At 56.2% G+C, this 20,762-nt stretch carries 17 protein-coding genes and 2 riboswitches; of the genes, 9 read left to right on the forward strand and 8 right to left on the reverse strand.

Going from position 1 to position 20,762, the window contains the following annotated elements; translation table 11 throughout:
* Nucleotides 1-28 precede the first annotated feature (28 nt).
* Complete coding sequence (locus tag C4S74_RS21515; protein WP_103997401.1) at nucleotides 29-232, reverse strand: YbdD/YjiX family protein; 204 nt, start codon at nucleotides 230-232, stop codon at nucleotides 29-31.
* Nucleotides 225-2,315 (reverse strand): carbon starvation CstA family protein, encoded by a 2,091-nt coding sequence (locus C4S74_RS21520; RefSeq protein ID WP_103997402.1) that lies wholly within the window; start codon nucleotides 2,313-2,315, stop codon nucleotides 225-227. The genes C4S74_RS21515 and C4S74_RS21520 overlap by 8 nt, the downstream gene beginning before the upstream one ends.
* A gap of 262 nt (nucleotides 2,316-2,577) precedes the next feature.
* A riboswitch (cyclic di-AMP (ydaO/yuaA leader) is annotated at nucleotides 2,578-2,771 on the forward strand.
* A 107-nt stretch (nucleotides 2,772-2,878) separates the two neighbouring features.
* Nucleotides 2,879-3,057: riboswitch (cyclic di-AMP (ydaO/yuaA leader) on the forward strand.
* Nucleotides 3,058-3,175: 118 nt separating this feature from the next.
* On the opposite strand from C4S74_RS21520, the gene C4S74_RS21525 reads away from it, so the two are divergent.
* From C4S74_RS21525 to C4S74_RS21565, 9 genes are all read left to right on the forward strand, one after another.
* Nucleotides 3,176-3,616, forward strand: coding sequence for a hypothetical protein (locus tag C4S74_RS21525; RefSeq protein ID WP_103997403.1), 441 nt, complete (start codon nucleotides 3,176-3,178; stop codon nucleotides 3,614-3,616).
* A gap of 179 nt (nucleotides 3,617-3,795) precedes the next feature.
* Nucleotides 3,796-3,870, forward strand: a complete 75-nt coding sequence (gene kdpF, locus C4S74_RS27275) for a K(+)-transporting ATPase subunit F (protein ID WP_009674691.1) — start codon at nucleotides 3,796-3,798, stop codon at nucleotides 3,868-3,870.
* A 58-nt stretch (nucleotides 3,871-3,928) separates the two neighbouring features.
* Nucleotides 3,929-5,608, forward strand: coding sequence for a potassium-transporting ATPase subunit KdpA (gene kdpA / locus C4S74_RS21535; RefSeq protein WP_103997404.1), 1,680 nt, complete (start codon nucleotides 3,929-3,931; stop codon nucleotides 5,606-5,608).
* A 20-nt stretch (nucleotides 5,609-5,628) separates the two neighbouring features.
* Nucleotides 5,629-7,674 carry a potassium-transporting ATPase subunit KdpB gene (kdpB, locus tag C4S74_RS21540; protein WP_103997405.1) on the forward strand — a complete coding sequence of 682 codons (2,046 nt, stop codon included), beginning with the start codon at nucleotides 5,629-5,631 and terminating at the stop codon, nucleotides 7,672-7,674.
* A gap of 133 nt (nucleotides 7,675-7,807) precedes the next feature.
* Nucleotides 7,808-8,425 (forward strand): potassium-transporting ATPase subunit KdpC, encoded by a 618-nt coding sequence (kdpC, locus tag C4S74_RS21545; protein WP_103997406.1) that lies wholly within the window; start codon nucleotides 7,808-7,810, stop codon nucleotides 8,423-8,425.
* Between the two features lie 298 nt (nucleotides 8,426-8,723).
* Complete coding sequence (locus tag C4S74_RS21550) at nucleotides 8,724-11,078, forward strand: histidine kinase (RefSeq protein ID WP_103997407.1); 2,355 nt, start codon at nucleotides 8,724-8,726, stop codon at nucleotides 11,076-11,078.
* 597 nt (nucleotides 11,079-11,675) lie between these two features.
* Nucleotides 11,676-12,515, forward strand: a complete 840-nt coding sequence (locus tag C4S74_RS21555; protein ID WP_009674680.1) for an ABC transporter ATP-binding protein — start codon at nucleotides 11,676-11,678, stop codon at nucleotides 12,513-12,515.
* Nucleotides 12,448-13,212, forward strand: coding sequence for an ABC transporter permease (locus tag C4S74_RS21560; protein WP_258042566.1), 765 nt, complete (start codon nucleotides 12,448-12,450; stop codon nucleotides 13,210-13,212). The genes C4S74_RS21555 and C4S74_RS21560 overlap by 68 nt, the downstream gene beginning before the upstream one ends.
* A gap of 36 nt (nucleotides 13,213-13,248) precedes the next feature.
* Nucleotides 13,249-14,298 carry an ABC transporter substrate-binding protein gene (locus tag C4S74_RS21565; RefSeq protein ID WP_103997408.1) on the forward strand — a complete coding sequence of 350 codons (1,050 nt, stop codon included), beginning with the start codon at nucleotides 13,249-13,251 and terminating at the stop codon, nucleotides 14,296-14,298.
* A 360-nt stretch (nucleotides 14,299-14,658) separates the two neighbouring features.
* On the opposite strand, the gene C4S74_RS21570 is transcribed toward C4S74_RS21565, so the two are convergent.
* From C4S74_RS21570 to C4S74_RS21595, 6 genes are all read right to left on the reverse strand, one after another.
* Entirely contained in the window at nucleotides 14,659-16,008 is a 1,350-nt protein-coding gene (locus tag C4S74_RS21570) for an FAD-dependent oxidoreductase (protein ID WP_103997409.1), read from the reverse strand.
* Nucleotides 16,009-16,091: 83 nt separating this feature from the next.
* Entirely contained in the window at nucleotides 16,092-16,970 is an 879-nt protein-coding gene (locus tag C4S74_RS21575) for a DUF2935 domain-containing protein (protein ID WP_103997410.1), read from the reverse strand.
* Between the two features lie 99 nt (nucleotides 16,971-17,069).
* A complete protein-coding gene (locus tag C4S74_RS21580; RefSeq protein WP_103997411.1) occupies nucleotides 17,070-17,513 on the reverse strand; it encodes a polymer-forming cytoskeletal protein in 444 nt (147 codons plus the stop codon).
* Between the two features lies 1 nt (nucleotide 17,514).
* A complete protein-coding gene (locus C4S74_RS21585) occupies nucleotides 17,515-18,498 on the reverse strand; it encodes a M23 family metallopeptidase (RefSeq protein WP_103997412.1) in 984 nt (327 codons plus the stop codon).
* 250 nt (nucleotides 18,499-18,748) lie between these two features.
* The gene (locus C4S74_RS21590) at nucleotides 18,749-19,849 is read right to left on the reverse strand and encodes a glycosyltransferase (RefSeq protein ID WP_103997413.1); all 1,101 of its coding nucleotides are present in this window, start codon (nucleotides 19,847-19,849) and stop codon (nucleotides 18,749-18,751) included.
* Nucleotides 19,850-19,955: 106 nt separating this feature from the next.
* Nucleotides 19,956-20,534 (reverse strand): thymidine kinase, encoded by a 579-nt coding sequence (locus C4S74_RS21595; protein WP_103997414.1) that lies wholly within the window; start codon nucleotides 20,532-20,534, stop codon nucleotides 19,956-19,958.
* Nucleotides 20,535-20,762: the final 228 nt, after the last annotated feature.

Raw genomic sequence — 20,762 nt, forward strand, 5'->3', positions numbered from 1 at the left:
TGCTGCCGTGGCGTGCTGCCGCAGACGTCTAGCAGCAGCGGGAGATTTTCCCGTCCTTGGCGTCGTAGCGGTTGTCCTGGGCCTGGCGGAAAAATTCCGCACGGCTCAGCACAGGCTGGTCTTTGTGGGCTTCTTTCATATGGGCCACATAAGTCTCGTAGTGGGGAACGCCGACCAGTAGATGGATGAACTGGCTGCGGTAGCTCCAAATGAGTTTCAGGCGCTTAAACATATTTCGTCGCCTCGGATCCGCCCTTCCCGCCGCGCGGGATATACGGGGCCTCATAGAGATCCAGCGGTTTGTTCGAAATCGCCTTCAGCCATACGCGGATGGCCGAGATAAACACGATGAGCACCACGATCATGAAAAATCCGCACAAGGCCGCGTCGATATAATCGTTCATCACGATTTGCTTCATCTGGGCGGCCGTCTTGGCAGGGGCCAAGATTTTGCCGCTGTCCAGCGCGCTCTGGAACTGCTTGGCGTGAGAAAGAAAGCCGATGTTCGCTTTCTCGTGGAACAGCTTCTGCCAGCCGGCGGACATGGTCACGATAAGCAGCCACGTTGTGGGCAGGAGCGTGACCCAGGCGTACGCCTTTTTGCCCATTTTGAACAAAATGGTCGTCCCCAGCACGAGCGCGATCCCCGCCAGCATCTGGTTGGCGATGCCGAAGAGGGCCCACAAGGAGTTGATGCCCCCCAGCGGGTCTACAACGCCTTGATAGAGGAAATACCCCCAGCCCGCCACGCAGAGAGCCGTAGCGATAAGGTTGCCGACCGTGGACCGGGTATCCCCCAGCGACTTGCTGGCATAACCCAGCAGATCCTGGATAAGAAAACGGCCCACGCGGGTGCCCGCGTCGATCGTCGTCAGGATGAACAAGGCTTCGAACAGGATGGCGAAGTGATACCAGAACGCCATCATCGTTTTGCCGCCGATCACGCCGGACAAGATTTGCGCCATGCCGATGGCGAAGGTAGGCGCGCCGCCCGTCCGCGAGAGGATGGTACTCTCGCCGATGTCCTTGGACAGCGTGGTCAGCTGCTCCGGCGTGATGGTGAAGCCCCAGTTCGTGATGGTCGCCGCCGCGGTCGCCACATCGGTACCGCCCAGCGCCGCCGCGGACGAGTTAATCGCGAAGTAAGTGCCGGGCGTGATGATGCAGGCGGCGATCAGCGCCATGATGGCGACGAACGATTCGACCAGCATCGCGCCGTAGCCGATCGGACGCGCGTGGGATTCGCGTTCCAGCATTTTGGGCGTCGTGCCGGACGAAATCAGCGCGTGGAAGCCCGACACGGAGCCGCAGGCGATGGTAATAAACAGGAACGGGAACAAGTTCCCGGCGAAGACGGGGCCGGTTCCGTCGATAAACCGGGTCGTGGCCGGCATGGACAGATCCGGCAGGACGAAAATAATGCCAAGCGCGAGTCCGATGATCGTTCCGACTTTCAGGAACGTGCTGAGATAGTCCCGGGGAGCGAGAAGCAGCCAGACCGGCATGACGGAAGCGAAAAAGCCGTAGGCGATCATCATCAGAGCGATAGTTTCCCCGCTGAAGGAGAAGAGCGGTGCCAGCGATGCGCTCTCGGCGACGAATTTGCCTCCGATGAGGGATAGAATCAGCAGAACGACGCCGATAAGGGAAGCTTCACCGACGCGGCCGGGCCGTATGTAACGCATATACACACCCATCAGGAGTGCGATCGGTATGGTGGCGGCAATCGTGAACATACCCCACGGGCTGCCGATCAGCGCTTTGACGACGACGAGCCCGAGCACGGCGAGAAGAATGATCATAATGCCGAGAATGCCCAGCATGGCGATCGTGCCCGTCACCCTGCCGATTTCGTCCTTGATCATATCGCCGAGCGATTTACCGTTTCTGCGCGTTGAAGCGAAAAGAATGACGAAATCCTGGACGGCGCCGCCCAGAATAACGCCAAGAATGATCCATAGCGTTCCGGGCAGATAGCCCATCTGCGCGGCAAGTACGGGGCCTACGAGGGGGCCCGCGCCGGCAATGGCCGCGAAATGGTGCCCGAACAGCACCCACTTGTTCGTCGGCACATAGTCTTTGCCGTCGTTGTTCAGCTCTGCGGGTGTTTTCCGGTTGTCGTCAAGCACGAATACTTTGCGGGCGAGAAACCGGCTGTAGAACCGGTAGGCGACCGCATAACAGCTCACGGCCGCAATGACGAGCCAGGCGGCATTGATCGACTCCCCGCGGTTAAGTGCGACAAGCCCGAAAGCGAACGCGCCGACAATGGAAATCACCCCCCAGAGCAAGATTGATTTCCATCCGTTTTTCATAAATACGCCTCCTTACTGGTTATTATGGTAACGTTTACAAGTAGTATAGCAGGTTTTTCCCGGTTGAGAAGAGTCTGGGTGACCAAACCGTTTTCAAAAACGCGAGATTTTCGACGCATAAACAAGCTAGCGCGTAAAAAGAAGAAATGTAAGCGCATTAGGGGATTTCTTTGGCTTAAATCGGTTTAAAACCAATCTCCCCATATCTTTACAAAGCACGTACGGAGGTGTAACATTCATTCCATCAATTGAAAAAAACAGTTTCTTGCTTTCGCTGAATTTCCCCATCCGGGGAAGCGGGGGAACCATCGCAGCATTGATCCGGTGTGAGAGCCGGAGCCGTGTCTGCAGGGGTGAATCCTGAAGCGCCGGAACCCATGGATCCGGCAATCAGGTAGGGCGACTCTCACCGCCCGAATCCGACAGCTAACCTCGTAAGCGCATGAGTTCGGGAGGGGTTGAAGAAGCTTGTGATCGGCATCGACCACAGGGACTTCGTTTCGCTGTGGTTTTGTTATGTGCAAAAACATCCGAAAATGAAAAATGTGCCAAAAAATGAACATGCGTTTTTATCGCTGAGTTTCCGTGTGAAGCGGAAAACGGGGGAACCAACGAGGACTTGCAGGCCTGAAGGCCGGTCCTCATGGGGTGAATCCAGAAGCGGCATCCGTGCCGTTATGGTAGGGCGACTCTCACGCCCGAATCCGACAGCTAACCTCGTAAGCGTACCGAGAGAGGCGACTGCTATCGCGCTTCGGCCATAGTCTTTTTTAGGCTGTGACCGTCAAGAAGCCGCGTGAAGAGTTCCTCTTCCGCAGGCTTCTTTTTTTGCTGCCCAAAACATGAAAGAGGGATAAAAAGTGGACGAGAGAAAGATCCAAACCTATACGTTGGTTTCCGCACCGAATGTCACCGGCGAGAACTTTATTAAACTGCTGAATATTTACCGCAAACCCTTCGCGGCGCTTGTTAATAACCCCGTGGAAGGACAGCGGATGAAGAAGCTGGGAGTCCGGCATCTCGTGGAGGTGGATACCGTGCGCCACGAAGCCTGGGAAGTCCCGGAGCTTCCGATCGGTGACGTGTATCTTTTCGAAGACAGCCTGCCGCTTTGCTGCCGGTATCTTCAGATGGTCCGCAGCTGGACAACCGGAACGATTTACGTGGTGAAAACGAACGCCACACCGCGGTTGATTTATAAAGCGCTCGGCGCCGACCATGTGGTGCATACGAATACCCGTCAGGTCTCTTTCCTGCTTGGAGCGGCACCGGGCCAGGTGCCCGAGGAAGCTTTGCGCTGAATTTGCGGAACAATTTGTGCGAACGATAAAGAATAACCCTATAAATAGGAAAGAAAGGAGCCGGCGCGCATGACGGATCTTTATATGATTTTGCTGCTGGCAGTCATTTATTTCATTTTTTACGGATTTCTGCTCTGGTGTGACCATGCTGCGGACGGCCCGGAAGGCGGCCGTTCATGATGATTATCGCGCTTTTTACGGCAGGGCTTTTCCTGTATCTGATATACGCGCTTATTCATCCGGAGAAATTTTAAGGCGCCTGCGGGCGCCCGGAGAACCCTGCGCGGAGTTGTTTGAGGAGGATCGGAATCTATGGAGATATTGCAAATTTTAATCGTAATCGCGGTGCTTTGCCTGCTGGTGAAGCCGCTTGGCACTTATATTTATCACGTTTTCTCGAATGAAAAAAACCGGACGGACAAATGGTTCGGCTGGCTGGAAAGACCCATTTACAAGCTTGCGGGCATCCGCAGCGAGCACGGCATGACGTGGAAAAAATATGCGGGCAGCCTCGTGCTGACCAACATCGTGCTTGTGGCGGTCGGGTATTTGATCCTGCGCCTGCAGCGCGCTCTTCCTTTTAACCCGAACGGGATCAACAATATGGAAGCGACTTTGTCGTTCAATACGATCATCAGCTTTATGACCAACACGAACCTGCAGCACTACAGCGGGGAAACGGGGCTGTCCTATTTCTCGCAGATGGCGGTCATCATGATGATGATGTTCACGTCCGCCGTAACGGGAATCGTGGTCGCGATCGCGTTTATCCGCGGGCTGACGTCCAAAGGCAGCACCATCGGCAACTTTTTTACCGATTTTGTAAAAGGCCACACGCGTCTGCTGCTGCCGCTGGCCATCGTCGTTACGCTGCTGCTTGTCGGCCTGAAGGTGCCGCAAACGCTGGACCCGTCGCTGGCCGCAAAGCCGCTTGAAGGCGGAGAGCAGCAAATCGCTATCGGACCGGTAGCGTCGCTTGTGTCCATCAAGCATTTGGGTACGAACGGAGGCGGATTTTTCGGAGTGAACTCTTCCCATCCGTTTGAGAATCCGTCCCCGCTGACCAACGTGATCGAAATGCTGTCCATGTGGTGTATTCCGGCCTCATTGACCTATACCTTCGGACGGTTTGCGAAGAACCGGAAACAGGGCTGGGTTATTTTTACGGCCATGATGACGTTGTTCCTGGTCTTCCTGTCGGTCGCCTTCTTCTCGGAAAAGGCCGGCAATCCCGCCTTAAATGCCCTTGGAGCGGATTCGTCCATCGGCAGTATGGAAGGCAAAGAGGTGCGGTTCGGCATTGCCCAGTCCGCGCTGTTTACTACGGTAACGACGGCGGCTACGACAGGGTCCGTCAATAACATGCACGACACGCTCACGCCGCTGGGCGGAATGGTTCCGCTCGCCCAAATGATGCTGAACTGCGTATTCGGCGGGGACGGAGTCGGGCTGGTCAATATGCTCATGTACGCCATTCTGGCCGTCTTTCTGGCGGGGCTTATGGTCGGCCGGACCCCGGAATTTCTGGGACGCAAAATCGAGTCCCGCGAGATGAAACTGATCGCCGTCGCGATTCTGGCGCATCCGCTTATTATTCTGGCTCCTACGGCGCTCGCCTTTATGACGGAGCTTGGCAAAGGAGCGGTCACCAACCCGGGGTTCCACGGAATCTCTCAAGTGCTGTACGAGTTCACGTCGTCGGCGGCCAATAACGGCTCCGGCTTCGAGGGCCTTGCGGACAATACGCCGTTCTGGAACGTTTCCACAGGTATTGTGATGCTGCTTGGCCGTTACGTGTCGATCATCGCCCTTCTGGGTGTGGCCGGCTCGCTGGGCCGCAAGCAGTGGGTTCCGGAAACAATCGGTACGTTCCGTACGGACAATGCCTTGTTTACCGGGATCGTGGTAGGAACGGTCGTCATCATTGGGGCGCTCACCTTCCTACCGGTACTCGCGCTTGGTCCGGTGGCTGAATATTTGACATTGCGTTAATAACGATGGGGTGAAAACGGATGAACTCAAATGCTTCTCAAACGAAACGAAAATCAATGCTGAGCGGGGATATCGTCAAACAGGCGGTCGCGCAAAGCTTTCTTAAATTAAATCCGGTTACGATGATGAAAAATCCCGTGATGTTCGTGGTAGAAATCGGAACCTTCATGGTTCTACTGATGACGGTACTGCCGGGCTACTTCGGAACGCAGGACCGGATCGGGTTTAACTTGACCGTATTTCTGATTTTGCTCTTCACGGTGCTGTTCGCCAACTTTGCCGAGGCGCTGGCGGAAGGCAGGGGGAAAGCCCAGGCGGACTCGCTTAAGAAATCCAAGCAGGAAATTCAAGCCAACAAGGTGGTCGGCAGCGGCATCAAAGTCGTTCCGTCCACGGAACTCCGCAAGGGCGACATCGTCGCTGTCGCCCAGGGAGAAATGATTCCCGGCGACGGGGAAGTGATAGAAGGGCTGGCCTCTGTGGATGAATCGGCGATTACGGGTGAATCCGCGCCGGTCATTAAAGAAGCGGGCGGCGATTTCAGCTCCGTTACGGGCGGCACGCGGGTCGTGAGCGACGCGATCCGTGTAAGGATTACGAGCGATCCCGGCGAGTCTTTCATCGACCGGATGATTTCCCTCGTGGAGGGAGCGTCCCGTCAAAAGACGCCGAACGAAATCGCGCTGAACACGCTGCTTATTACGCTGACGCTTATTTTTCTGATCGTGGTCGTTACGCTGAAGCCCATCGCGGGGTTCGTGAATGTCGAGCTGGATACGGCCGTCCTGATCGCCCTGCTCGTCTGCCTCATTCCGACGACGATCGGCGCTCTGCTGTCCGCTATCGGGATCGCGGGGATGGACCGGGTCACCCAGTTCAACGTCCTGGCCATGTCGGGTAAAGCGGTCGAAGCGGCCGGAGACATCAATACGATCATTCTGGACAAAACGGGAACCATCACATTCGGAAACCGGATGGCCAGCGAATTTATCCCGGTAGGCGGCGCCTCTACGGGCGAAGCGGCTGCCTGGGCGGCCGTCAGCTCGGTGAAAGACGAAACGCCGGAAGGACGCTCCGTGCTGGAGCTGATGAAGAAGCAGCACCTGGTTTACGAGCCCTCTCTCGCGGAAGGCGGGGAGTTTATCGACTTTAAAGCCGAAACCAGGATGAGCGGCATCGACTTGAAAGACGGGAGAAAAGTGCGCAAGGGCGCGGTAGACGCCGTCGTCCGCTGGGTGCAGGAGCAGGGCGGTACGGTTCCCGCCGATCTTAAGGCTAACGGGGACGCGATCGCTACGGAAGGCGGGACTCCGCTCGCCGTAGCCGTGGACGGCAGGGTGTACGGCCTGATTTACTTGAAGGATACCGTGAAGCCCGGCATGAAGGAGCGTTTCGATACCTTGCGCCAAATGGGGATCAAAACGATCATGTGCACCGGCGACAACCCGCTCACGGCGGCTACCATCGCCAAAGAAGCCGGCGTGGACGGCTTTATCGCCGAGAGCAAGCCGGAGGATAAAATCGCCGTGATCCGCAAGGAGCAGGCGGAAGGCAAGCTTGTCGCGATGACCGGCGACGGCACGAACGACGCCCCGGCGCTTGCCCAGGCCGACGTGGGCCTGGCGATGAACAGCGGCACCATCGCTGCCAAAGAAGCGGCCAACATGGTCGATCTGGACTCCGATCCGTCCAAGATCATTGAAGTGGTCGGCATCGGCAAGCAGCTGCTGATGACACGAGGGGCGCTTACCACCTTCTCGATCGCCAACGACATCGCCAAATATTTCGCGATCATCCCGGCGATGTTTATGCTGGCGATTCCGCAGATGGAAGCTCTCAACATCATGCGGCTGGGGTCGCCCCTGTCGGCGGTTCTGTCCGCGCTTATCTTCAACGCGGTCATCATTCCGCTGCTCATTCCTCTTGCGATGAAGGGAGTCAAGTACCGCCCGATGAGCTCGACAAAGCTGCTCGGCCGGAACCTTTTTGTTTACGGGCTGGGCGGAGTCGTCGTTCCTTTTATCGGAATCAAAATGATTGATCTGGTCGTTCATGTCTGGATCTAGGATCTGTTTTCATGAACACCGAAGCCATAAAAGCGCAAATGAATGGCAGAAAATGCGCTGCAACCAAAGAACAACCACAGGCCGGGAATGCCTCTCGAAGGCTTCTCCCGGTATAAGAGAGGATTGAAAGAGGATGAATCCAGGCACTTCGGTACCTAAAGAAAACGGCGAGTGGAACGGATCCGTCTTGTCTATTGCCGTCCGTATCAGCATATTGTTTATCGTGCTGTGCGGGATTATTTATCCGCTTGTGTCGACAGGACTGGCACAGGTCATTTTCCCCAAGCAGGCCAACGGCAGTGTCATCAAGAACGAGCAGGGGGACATCGTCGGCTCGGAGCTGATCGGGCAACTGTTTACAGATCCGAAGTATTTTCACGGCCGTGTCTCCTCCATTGAGTATAAAGCGGAGGCTTCGGGCTCGAACAACTATGCGCCTTCCAAACCCGAACTGGTCAAGCGCACACAGGAATCCATCGATACATGGAAAAAGGAAAACCCGGACGTGCCCGTCAATCAAGTGCCGATTTCCTTGCTCACGAACTCATCTTCGGGTCTCGACCCGCATATTACGCCAGAATCGGCTGAAGTCCAGATTCCCCGTATTGCTCAAGTGACGGGAGTATCGACTGCCCAGCTTCAGGAACTGGTGAAAAAACATACGGCCGGCCGGGACCTTGGCGTGTTCGGCGAGCCTCGTGTGAATGTGCTGGAATTAAATCTGGATTTGAAAAAGGCAGCCGGGAAATAACCGGATACCTGCACACTAATTAACGCATGTCCGATCCGATCAGGGGGCATGCGTTTTGCAAATTTTCAAGGCGAAAAAAACCGAATTTATACGTATGAAAAATGTGTCTCTACTATTATATATAGTCCCTTTGCAGTCCGAGCATACGGACCCACGTTTTCGAAACGCTAATGCTTGCATGATGCTTACAAGACGGCGGGAATTTCGTGGGAGAATAGTGTGAGGTATAGGATGCGTCGTTTATGATGCCGGGGCAAACTTTAGAACATGGGACAAGGAACGGGAAAGGAGCCGGAGGATGGATAATTTCCGGAGAAGAACGCCCGAAGAAATTTTGCTGTCGATTTCGGAAATCCACCGGGGCAGGCTGAAAATATATATCGGTGCCGTCAGCGGATCGGGGAAAACGTACCACATGCTGCGGGAAGGACAGACACTTCGCGAACAGGGAATCGATGTCGTGCTGTGCGCGGTTTCCATGGAAGGACGGCCCGAAACGCTGGAACAGGCCGGCGGGCTGGAACGGGTTAGAAGCATCGAGTGGATGAAGGACGGGGTGAGGCAGCAGGATTTGCCGCTCGATGATCTTGCTGCCCGCAACCCTGAAGTGGTGCTGACCGACGGTCTTGCTCATCGCAACCGGCCGGGAGCCCTTAATGAGACAAGGCTGGAGGATATCAAATTTTTGCTGAGCAAAGGGATTAGCGTGCTGGCAACCGTGAACGTATATGAACTGGAAGGGGCGCGGGAGCTTGCCCGTAAAATGACGGGCATCGTAGTGGAGCACACGGTGCCTGCGGATACCCTGGAGTTGGCTGATGAAGTGAGGCTTATCGATGCCACGCCCGAAACGATCCTTAACCGTCTTGAAGAGGGAGGAATGAGGGGGTGCCAGTGGCACGAGCGCAAAGTGCTGGAACGGGGGAATATCGGCGTGCTGCGTGAGCTTGCCCTTCGGCTCGTAGCGGAAGGAGTTAACGAATCCTTGGAGAAGCACCGGGGAGAGATGGGCATGACCGGACCTTCGGGAGCGGATGAGCGGATTTTGGTTTCCGCCCAGTACCATTGGAACGGGTCCATCTATGTCCGGCGGGGCCAGCAGATAGCGGACCGGCTGAGCGGCGAATTGTTCGTCGTCTCATTTGCCCGGCCGGGAAGAGCTTTATCCAAGGATGCGGCTGCGTTTCGCCGTTCGATCATCAAGCTGGTCGAGAAAGTGGGCGGCAGTTTCGATGAGCTTCCCTTTCCAGGAAGGCGGAAGCTTGCACAGGCGCTCATCCGTTATGCGATCGACCGCAAAGTGACCCGGATCGTGCTGGGCCATTCCAAGCACAGCCGCCGGCAGGAGTTTTGGCAGGGCTCGGTGCTTAACGATGCGGTGAGCCGTCTGCAAGGGATCGATCTGTTCGTGGTTGCCGACCGGGCGGAGAGGGACGGAGAGCGGATCCTTCCGGCAAAACGAAAGAGCGATGCCCAGAAGCCGGTCGAGCTCTACCGCCGCCCCAGTCCCCAGGAGATGGAACGGCAAATCAGGAAAGCGCGGCGAGGACGCTTTAAGGTTTATATCGGGGCCGCTCCGGGCGTCGGCAAAACTTACAGCATGCTGCGGGAAGGAAACGATCTGCTGCGTAAAAATATCGACGTGGTCATCGGCCTTCTGGAGCTGCACGGCCGTAAAGAAACGGCGGATCAGGTCGGCGATCTGGAGCTGATACCGCGCAAAATCATTACCTACCGGGAAACCGAGTTGCAGGAAATGGACACAGCGGCTGTGATCCGGCGGATGCCGGATCTGGTTCTCGTGGATGAATTGGCTCACACGAATGTGCCTCAGAGTGTCAACAAGAAGAGATATGAGGACATACTGGAGATTCTCAATGCCGGTATTTCGGTCATTTCTACGGTGAACGTCCAGCACCTCGAAAGCTTGAACGATTCCGTCGAGCAGCTGACGGGCGTGCGGGTCCGGGAGACGGTCCCGGACAGCATACTGCGGCTTGCCGATGAGGTGGAGCTCATCGACGTTACGCCGCAGACGCTGCAGCAGCGCATGAAGGAGGGCAAGATTTACGGGATGGATAAAGTGGACCAGGCGCTCGGCCACTTCTTCAAAACCGTCAATCTGATTGCCCTGCGGGAACTCGCGCTGCGCGAAATCGCCGACGACGTGGACGAGCGCCTGGAGGCGTGGGAACGCGTCGGCTCCCTGCGCGGCCCCTGGCGGCGGGAGGAAGTGATCTTCGTCTGCGTGAAGCTGAACCGGCACGCGGAGCGCATCATCCGCCGCGGCTTCCGCATCGCTTACCGGCTGAAGGCGCGGTGGCACGTCGCTTACATCCGCTGCGGATCGCCGGCGGAAGGAGAGGATGCGCGGATCGCCGCGCTGCAGACCTTGACGGAGCGGCTCGGCGGCCGCTTCGAAGTGCTGGGCGCCGCGGGACGGAGACGCACCGCGGCGGGGCTGCTCGCGCGGGCTTTGGAGCTGAGCGCTACGCAGCTCATCATCGGCCAGGCGCGCGAGTCGCTGTGGGAGCGGCTGTTTCACGGTTCCATCGTGAAGCGGATCATGCGCGGGGCGCGCAGCATGGACGTGCTCGTCGTGGCGGAGTCCGAGTCCGCCAAAGACAGGCGGGGCCGCCGGGCCCGCGGGTGAGCGCGGCTTCCGCGATGGCGCCGACGGCAAGCAAGCGCATGAGCGCAGTCCCGATGACGCCGGCGGCAAGCGCCCGGATGAGCGCGGTCTCGATGGCGACGGTGGCAAGCGCACGTGTGAGCGCAGTCTCGATGTCGTCGGCGGCAAGCGCACGGGTGACTGGGGTCTCGATGACGTGGGCAGTACACACACGGTGAACCCCCGGTGCATGAACTCCATCCGCAGCCAGGGCCTCGGCCACAGCCACACACGCAACCATAGCCGCAACGATAGCCGTGTCTATATGAAGCGCGCCTCTGTGATCGCTGCCGCAGCCGTCCGTGCTGATCCGGCATTCAGGGTGCGGGGGCGTCGCTGGCTGCCCCGTCGAAATCCCGGCTGACGGCAACAGCTTCGCTGCGTCAATCGGTATGCTCCACAGTTCCTTATTCCTGTTATATCAGCCTTTTAAGCCCCTTATAGGGGCTTTTTTATGAGAACTTTATGCAATTAAAGGTTGACAAATAACATAATTCCGATAAAATAAGTTGGTATAAGAATAGGAACGGGACATACGAAGCTTCTGCTTTCGTCCGAGCCTGAAGGAGAGATCAAGCGATGATACAAATCAAGCATGTTCGCAAAACCTTCAAGCAGCGCAGCAGCGGATCATTTACCGCTATTGACGATGTTTCGCTGACCATCAGGAAAGGCGAGTTCGTGTCTCTGCTCGGCCCCTCGGGCTGCGGCAAGTCGACGGTGCTCAACATGGTCGCAGGGTTGGAAGGCTACGATGAAGGAACGATTGAAGTGAACGGAACGAAAGTGACGGGGCCGGGCTCCGACCGCGTCGTCGTTTTCCAGGAGCATGCATTGTTTCCATGGCTGACCGTGCTCGACAATGTCGCCTTCGGCCTTAAACAGAAGGGCATTCCGAAGAAGGAACGCTACGAGAAAGCGATGGAGCAGATCAAGACGGTCCACCTCAGCAAATTTGCCGACCGTTATCCGCACGAGCTGTCCGGAGGCATGAAACAGCGTGCCGCGATTGCACGCGCCCTTGCCATGGACCCCGAGATACTTCTCATGGATGAGCCTTTCGCGGCGCTCGATGAGCAGACCCGCCTCATTTTGCATAAAGAACTTGAAGAAATCTGGATGAAAACGGGCAAAACGATTTTGTTTATTACCCACAACATTCGTGAAGCCGTCATTTTGTCCGACCGCGTCGTCGTCATGTCGACCCGGCCGGGTACGATCAAGAAGGAATTCGCCGTGCAGGCCGCGCGTCCGCGCGACAATGCCGACTCCGTTATCCACCATGTCGAGAGCGCGATCATGGACGTTCTTGCCGAGGAGCTCGAGAAAGTGGTAAAGGAGGAGATGGGCGATGAGTACAGCCTTAAGAAGAACGATTTTTCTCGTGATTCTGCTGATAGCGTGGGAGGCGGGATATAGAATCTTCGATTGGGGATGGAAATTCCCGTCTCTGTTCCAGACACTGGACGCCTTCCGACTCGGTTTTACGGACGGGCAGCTTCTGGAAGCGACGTTCAGATCGCTCGGCCGGCTCCTGACCGGGTTCGGCATATCCCTCGTCATAGGTACGCTGCTCGGTTTTCTTTTCGCACGCTTCCGGTTTTTGGACGACACGCTCGGATTTGTCGTGGTTGCCCTCCAGACGGTGCCGAGTATTGCCTGGCTGCCGTTCGCGATCATCTGGTTCGGACTCACGGACACCTCCGTTATTTTCATCACGGCGCTCGGGGCTACCTGGACGATGGCCATGTCGAGCCGCACGGGAATTATGAACATCCCGCCGATTTATCTGAAAGCGGCCCAGACCATGGGAACGGGCAACGGGCTGCGGATGTTCTGGCAGATCATGGTGCCGGCGGCCTTCCCTCATCTTATCAACGGGGTGCGGGTAGCCTGGGCGTTCGCCTGGCGGGCGCTCGTAGCCGGGGAACTGATCGCCAAAGGCGTCGGCTTGGGCCAGCTGCTTCAGCAGGGACGCGATATTGCGGATACCGCGCTTATGCTTTGCATCGTCATCATTATCGCCGTACTCGGCACCATTTCCGATCATCTCTGCTTTAAAAAGCTGGAGGATAAAATCTTGATCCGCTACGGTCTAGCCTCAAGCGGCAAATAAGCAAGAAACAGACGAACAGATAAAGGGGAGTTTACGATGAAAAAAACAGCATGGCTGCTTGCGCTCATTCTGCTGGTCGGCACGGTGCTTACCGCATGCGGCGGCGGGGATTCCAAAAGCTCCGGCGGGAGCGGTGACGGCAAGAAGCCGGAAACAGTCCGCGTCGGTATTTTCAAAAACGTTACGCATGCCGCGGGTTATGTGGCGCTCGAAAATAAATATTTCGAAAAATATTGGGGCGAAGGCGTTAAAGTGGAGGTCACGGCTTTCGATAACGGCTCGGACTTTTCGACCGCACTGGCGACGGATCAGATTGATCTCGGCTTCGTCGGTCCCGGGCCCTCCACCAACCAATACCTGAAAAGCAAGAATTTCAAAGTCATTTCCGGTTCCAATAACGGCGGCGCCGTACTGGCTGTCCGTAAAGACGCGGGAATTTCAAGCGTGAAAGACCTTGTAGGCAAAACCGTCGCCATCCCGACGCGCGGCAGCACGAACGAAATTTCGCTGCGCCTGCTGCTTCAGCAGGAAGGGCTGAAAGTGACGACGGATAAGTCCGGCGTAGAAATTATCGCCCGCGCTCCGGCGGATACGCTGGTTGCCATGCGCCAGAAAGAAATCGACGCCACGCTTATCCCGGAACCGTGGGGAACGCAGATGGAGAAGGAAGGCATCGGCCAAATTCTCGTGGATTGGGACAAAATCCCGCCTAACAACGGCAACTATCCGCTGACGATCCTCGTTGCGGGCGACAAGTTCCTGAAGGACCACCGCGATATGGCTAAAGGCGCGATTCAGGCGAATATCGATGCGATTAACTTTATCAAAAGCAGCCCCGATAAATCGTACGATCTGATTAACAATCAGCTTAAAAAGCTGAGCGGCAAAGGACTCGATAACGAGCTGATCAAAGCGGCGCTCTCCCGCCTCAATCTGACCCCGGATGTGAGCAAGGAAGCGATTGAAGAAATGGCGAAAGTATCGATCGATGCCGGCTTCATCAAGAACGTGAAGAAGGAAGAGCTGGATCTGAGCAAGTTCCTGGATCTGTCGCTTCTGGACGAAGTGAAAAAAGAGAAAAAGTAATTCTTATGAAAAAGAGTTGGAAAAAGGACAGCCGTATAACCGGCTGTCCTTTTTGATTTAGGGGCGTATTCTACTCCGTGTCGCACAATCTGCCCTTCGGCTGTGCAATGCTCTGCAAAGCATGGACCTAGCACGGCACAGTGCAGTAAGGTGCCGGGCCAAAGCAGCCGTGCTGACAGTATCGCATAACACATTCGGGCATAACGGCGACAAGTCCGGAATCCGCCAAGCGTGACTCGCTAACCGGGCTCGGTCTGCCAATCAAGCCGGGCCTGTCATCAAGCCCAGCCCATAGGCTCGCCATCGAGCACCGCCTGTCGACCAAGCTGGGTTGCCAGTCTAGCTAAGCTGCCATCATGCTCAGACCAGCTCCCGGCCCAGCACGGCTTCGGCCGCCTTGCGTCCCGAGATGACCGCGCCTTCCATCGTCGCGAACATCGGCTGGCGCGTGTAGTCGCCGGCAAGGGCGAGTCCCGGCACAGGCGTACGCTGCTCGGGGCGGAGCCTTTCGCTTCCGGGCCGGACGGAGTAGAAGTGATCCGGTCTGCGGATCACCCGGTAATCCTTGGCCTTCGCGCGCAGGTCGAGGCCGAGCTTGTCCGCATCCGCGCACACCCGCTCGAAAACGAGATCATCCGGCATATCGATGAACTCGTCCGGGGGTGAGAGGATCATGGAGACGCGGCCGGGCAGGTGAGGGAACGTCGTGCGCGACTGCTCGCTGAAGCTGCCGATGCACGTGCCCGGACCGAAGGTTACGCGGTCCTGCGGGAGGAGCGGCTCGCTGAGCTCCAGCTGAATCGTCACGTCGGGCATCGTCGGCAGCTCCCGGATAGGCTGATACCACGCCTCTCCCCCGAACGGCGGCTGGAGCAGCCGCTTGGCCGCCGAGATTTCCGTGGCGATGACGACGTGAGAGGCGTGCAGGGTCCCGCCCTCCTGCAGGGAGACGCCCGTGACCCGACCGTCTTCCAGGCTTAACCCTTCGGCAGGAGTGCTCAGGCTGATCCGGCAGCCTCTTTTTTCAAGCGCGGCGAGCAGCGGGTTGATCATGACGTCGGTCATGCCGCCGTTGAACCCGCCGATCTGCATCTTGTAAAACTTCGGCACTCCCGGCGCAAAGAGCCCAAAGAAAACGAGAGCGGAATAATTCTCCGGAGGGAGGAACAGCACGCCGGTCGTCAGCGGTCCCAGCACATGCTGCAGCGCCTCCTCTTTAACGCCGTGCTTACGGGCGAATTCGGCCACGCTGTACGTATCCAGCTCCATCCGGTTCTCCGACAGCAGCTTGAGACCCTCTGCCACAAAGGGCATCAGGGAAGCTTTGTCGACCGGAGAAATAATATCGTTGTTGGTGAAAGCTCCCGCGATCGTTTTAATTGGTGATTTTAAGGGGGCGATCCCGAATTCTCCGGTCGTTTCCCCGTCAGGCAGCCGGATTTCGAACGTTTTTTCCCAGGTCAGCATGCTGTTCGGCTTAATCCTGGCCCTTTTCAGCAGATTCGGAAGTGCTTCATAAAACCCGATAAATTTATGAAAACCCGACTCGACTTCCATACCGGCATCCGCCCAGTTTGATGTGCGGCCTCCGGCGAAAGGCGCCGCTTCTATAATATGTACGCGCTGCCCCTGTTCGGCGAGCTCAAACGCGCAGCTGAGGCCTGCCAAGCCTGAACCGACAACAAGTGTATCGAATTGAGAATTGTTCACGATCTCCACCGCCTCTTTCTGTAAGTAAGCGGGGGACACAGCCTTACCCGCATCTATACCCCTTTACCCAGGGAAAGAACGGATTAATCCTCTCTGGGCTGAGGAGGCGTAAGTTCCGGGTAGGGGATATTTTCGTTGGGCGCTATCGGCTTGTATAGAAAACAGTTTCCGGGAATTGTAAGGTTAGGCTCGTAAACGGCCAATTTATGGAGGAAATAACAGCTTTCCGGCAGGTGGTGATCCAGGAACCGCAGCGTCAGGCGGCTGAGAAGTTCTTCGTCGACATACATATCAATAACTTTGACGACAAAATCATAAAAGTTGACGATGGCCACCGCCACATCGGCAGCGAAACGGCGCTGAGCCGGGAAGCCCGGAGGAGTGAATCGGAGGTAGCCTCCCATGGCGCGGTTTTTGACCATATAAGCCTGGAAGGCATTGGAATACCGGCGGGCCTGTTCCGACAATTCGATTTCTACGGGATCGAGATGGTCCCAGAGCAGAACGGCATGGCCGAGCTGATCTTCCAGCCACATATCCAGCAGTCCGTACAGCGTCAATTCTTCCGCTTCGACTCCCCGGGTCCAGAACGACAGCAGCCGGAGATATTCCTCGTTCTCGATTAACGTTCCGTTAAAATAAGAGGGAGTCAGCTCCAGTACGATTTTATTGCTTATCCGCAGGCTTTGGATATGTCCCTCGAACTGGTAGTAGCCGCTTGCCGCCGGCAGAATATCCTGGGCCAGCTTGATCATCACCGGTGAAGATACCGGAAGATCCTGCGGAGTCAGCTCGACTTGTTTGATAAGGCCGGCGAAAGTCTGGCGGAATCCGTTTGCCGCCTGGATCAGAGGCTGCTCGCTCGGCGCGAGGGCCTGCCATACGAAGGTCGCATGATCATAAAGAATGCCTAGCCAGAAACGGTGCTCCGTCCATACGCTAAGCTTAGGTGTTTGGGCCACCGTAAAACCTCCCGTTCTTTTGTATGCCTGAACTGTGATTGTATAACGAGCGCACGCCGGGACGCCTTTGGATGTTTTCCTTCTATTAATAGCAGGCGCTTAATTGGCGCTGGCTGCCAGTGACTGTTCTTCTTTGCGGTTCTTGGCCGAAGGAGCGCTGGAGATCGGGCTCGGCGCTTTGTCGTCCTGTCCGGAAGCCGTCATGGCGCTCGTTCCCTGGAAAACGCCGCCTTCCTGAACGATGAAAGCCCGGACTTGAATGTTCCCGATCAGCTCCCCGGTGCTCATCACGGTCAGCTTGCCTTTGGTCGCCACGTTGCCTTTGACTTTGCCCGCTATCGTGACATCCCTTGCCTGGATGGAAGAATGAACGACGGCATTTTCCCCGATAACGATATCGCCCGCGCATTCGATGTCGCCAAGCACCTGTCCTTCGATACGAAGACTGGCTTCCGAAAGAATCTTTCCTTCGCAGACCGTGCTTTCTCCGATGATCGTGTCGGTCGTTTTGTTGTCCGTATTCCGTTTTTTATCGAATACCATGTCAGTTATCATCCTTTCGATCGGAAATGAGGTAAGGAGAGGGGTTGATTTTCGTGCCGTTTTTATGAACTTCGTAATGCAAATGAGTTCCGGTGCTTCGCCCGGTCGTTCCGACGCGTCCGATAATTTGGCCCTTGCGGACCGTGCTGCCCGGCTGTACCTCCATTTTGTTCAGGTGGAGGTATTCGGTTTCGATGCCTCTCGTGTGGTCGATGCGGATATGATTCCCGTGCTGGGAATCGTAACCGGCCGCAGTGACCGTGCCGTCGGCAGCGGCATAGACGGGATCGTTCAGCTCGCCGTCGATGTCGAGGCCCGTATGCACATTGGGTCTCCCGGTAAAAGGATCCTGCCTCACCCCGAAACCCGAGGTGACCGTTCGGGAATCCGACGGCCAGATGGTAGGGGTGATGCGTTTCAGCCGGCGCGCTTCCTGCAGTTTGCGCTCGCTCTCCGTCAACTGTACCAGCAGACCGTCGATGTCGCCGATCATTCCGGAGAGGCTGGACTTTGTCTGCGCCGCCAGTTCGTTCATTTCTCGGGGACCTGCCGGCGTTTCCGTGCCGCCGACGTCCGAATTGGACGAAGTGGGGGGAGCTGCGCTTTTTCCGGAAGAAACCGGGGTGCCCGGACTTATCTTGTTCTCCAGCTTGCGGATTTCCTCCAGCTTGCTTCTGAACTGCTCGGCCTGCTTCGATAAATCGATCAGTTCGATCTGCAGCTTTTCAAGCTCCGAATCTTTCAGCATCAACTGTTCGGTAAGCTGCTTTTCCTGACCGGTAAACGTTTCGGTGAGCTGCTCCGTAGTGCTCCGGTGGCTGGTGTTCTGTACGTAGATGGTCAGAGAGAAGCCGAGGATGACAAGGGCGGCGGCGGATGGGACGGCATACAGGCTGATGCGGGGGACCCTGAAACGGAGGACCCGCTTGTCGGCGCCGGGAATGAACATGAGCGTCAGTTCTTTCTTGTCCTCTTTGGTCTTCATGCGATGAACCTTCCTTTCGCGCGAAACCGAACCCCTAACGAATTGTATTCAGGACTTTTGGCGTACATGCCGCATAAATTCGGACAAATAACGGGCGAAGAGGCTGAAATGCCTGTTCTTACGCTAAAAACAGGACCTCAAAAAAAGTGGGGATAAACGAAAAAGAGCCCTGACTTTCCCCTTATTGTAGGAGTGGTCATAGCTCTTCCATATAATGTGAGTATAGTGTGAAGTCCGCGGTACAAGTACGTCAGCGGAGCATTTGCATGACGCTTTTGGCAAACAGGCTGGAAAGGCGCCGGCCGCTCTCTTTGCGTGTGCTTTTATCGCGCCTTTTTTCCATAAAACGGGCAAAATACCCATCCAGCTCATTCAGGGAAGTCAGTTCCTCCCCGTAGCCATGCTCCGTGAAGTATTGGCAGTTTTCTTCCTCCTGGCCCGGAATCGGATTGTAGAAGAGCATCGGCACCCCTTTGATCATGGCCTCCGTGCAGGTCATGCCGCCCGGTTTGGTGATCAGGAGGTCGGACACCTGCATGAGCTTGCCGATCTCCCGCGTATACCCGAACAAATGAATGTTCGGATGCCGGTACAGATCATTCGATTGAAGCTGCTGGCGCGCCTTCTCGTTCGTGCCGAGGCAGAAGAGGAGCTGAACGCGGTCGCGCCACTGGACGATGCGCTTCAGCAGCTTTTCGTCGAGCAGACCCCAGCCGCCCCCCATGAGCATCACGGTCGGCATATCCCGGAGTCCGAACTCCAGGTAAATCTCATCGACCGAATACTGCTCGCTGATGCTCGGGTGGACGGGCAGGCCCGTCACTTTGATTCTGCGTGACGATACGCCCTTCGCCACAAGTCTTCGTTTCACGTCGGGGGCCGAGACGAAATACCTGTCCACTTCCTCGTTGATCCACGACCCGTGGGCATCATAGTCCGTCAGCAGCGTACAGAGCGGGATATGGAGCCCGTTCTGTTTTTTCAGGCGCGATACGATCAGGTTAGGAAAAGGATGGGTACAGATGATAATATCCGGCCGCAGCTGCTCGATCACGGCTTCCGCCTTCCGGTAAAAAATCCGGTGCAGAGCATGCTGTAAAAAACCGTTCAGCGGCTTTTTCGACTGGGAGCGGTAAAGCTTCCCGTACAGCTTCGGCTGGGAGACGACAGTTTTGCGATAAGCTGTAAAGATCCAGGGTGCTATCGTCGGATGCAGAAAAGCACCGAGTTCCAGCACGCGGATGATCAGCCCGGGATTCGTCCTGCGCAGAGCGGACGCCAGTGCGTGGGCCGCCTGGGTATGTCCGGATCCGAATCCCTCCGAAAGGAGCAGAATTCGTTTTTTTCTCAAGAAACCTCACCTTTCCTTAATCGACAAAATAGCCGGGAAGCGCGCGTGCAGGCTCTGAATTCCGAATGGAGGTCTGGCGCCGGATCGGGCATTTTGTGTTCGGCGGTCAGTGCTGCTCCGCCTCTCTTTTCTTGTCTGTGTAACATTTCCGGCAGACGGGAATGTAGCTCTCGTTGCCGCCGATCTGGATTTGCTCCCCGTGAAAAATAGGCTCGCCGTCCTTGCAGCGCATGTTCATCGTAGCTTTTTTATCGCAATACCAGCATACGGTTTTGATTTCTTCGATTTTATCGGCGATGGCGAACAAGCTGGCGCTTCCTTCGAAAAGCTGACCCATAAAATCCGCCCGCAGCCCGTAGGCAATAACCGGAATATTAAGGTCGTCCGCGATTTCGGCAAGCTGCTGGATTTGCCCGGCGTTCAGAAATTGGGCTTCGTCGATCAGAATACAATTCGGCCTTTCTTTGGCCGCCAGTTCTTTCATATTAACCCCGTCTTGAATGACGATGGCGCTCTTCTGCATACCGATGCGGGAGGCAACGATGCCGATTCCGCTCCGGTCATCCACCGAGGGAGTGAACAGCAATACTTTCTTACCCTGTTCTTCGTAGTTGTGAACAGTGCGCAGCACTTCAATCGATTTGCCGCTGTTCATGGTTCCATACCGGAAATATAATTTAGCCACAGGTGTCGTCCTCTCTGTTACCAATAAACAATAAACCATCAGGTATATGCTATCATAGCATGTTTTATACGTCAGAAAAAAGGGCATCGATGGAAGCCGGAACCAAGCGTTGGCGGAAAGTGGAAAAAGCTGTCCGTTTATATAGCTAACTTCCTCACGGCAAGTTATGATAGAAGAACAAAGATACGGCCGCTCCGGACGGACCCCGGTCTGGCGGAGCGGTATCGG

It is taken from the genome of Paenibacillus sp. UNC499MF (assembly GCF_900107975.1).
In the GTDB taxonomy this organism is placed as follows: Bacteria; Bacillota; Bacilli; order Paenibacillales; family NBRC-103111; genus Paenibacillus_F.

Excerpts from the sequence above, each read along its gene's own strand:
- kdpA (WP_103997404.1), top strand. The coding sequence starts at position 3,929 with ATGGAGATATTGCAAATTTTAATCGTAATCGCGGTGCTTTGCCTGCTG.
- C4S74_RS21520 (WP_103997402.1), bottom strand. The coding sequence starts at position 2,315 with ATGAAAAACGGATGGAAATCAATCTTGCTCTGGGGGGTGATTTCCATT.
- C4S74_RS21580 (WP_103997411.1), bottom strand. The coding sequence starts at position 17,513 with ATGGTATTCGATAAAAAACGGAATACGGACAACAAAACGACCGACACG.
- C4S74_RS21565 (WP_103997408.1), top strand. The coding sequence starts at position 13,249 with ATGAAAAAAACAGCATGGCTGCTTGCGCTCATTCTGCTGGTCGGCACG.
- C4S74_RS21585 (WP_103997412.1), bottom strand. The coding sequence starts at position 18,498 with ATGAAGACCAAAGAGGACAAGAAAGAACTGACGCTCATGTTCATTCCC.
- kdpC (WP_103997406.1), top strand. The coding sequence starts at position 7,808 with ATGAATCCAGGCACTTCGGTACCTAAAGAAAACGGCGAGTGGAACGGA.
- C4S74_RS21515 (WP_103997401.1), bottom strand. The coding sequence starts at position 232 with ATGTTTAAGCGCCTGAAACTCATTTGGAGCTACCGCAGCCAGTTCATC.
- C4S74_RS21555 (WP_009674680.1), top strand. The coding sequence starts at position 11,676 with ATGATACAAATCAAGCATGTTCGCAAAACCTTCAAGCAGCGCAGCAGC.
- C4S74_RS21560 (WP_258042566.1), top strand. The coding sequence starts at position 12,448 with ATGAGTACAGCCTTAAGAAGAACGATTTTTCTCGTGATTCTGCTGATA.
- kdpB (WP_103997405.1), top strand. The coding sequence starts at position 5,629 with ATGAACTCAAATGCTTCTCAAACGAAACGAAAATCAATGCTGAGCGGG.
- C4S74_RS21550 (WP_103997407.1), top strand. The coding sequence starts at position 8,724 with ATGGATAATTTCCGGAGAAGAACGCCCGAAGAAATTTTGCTGTCGATT.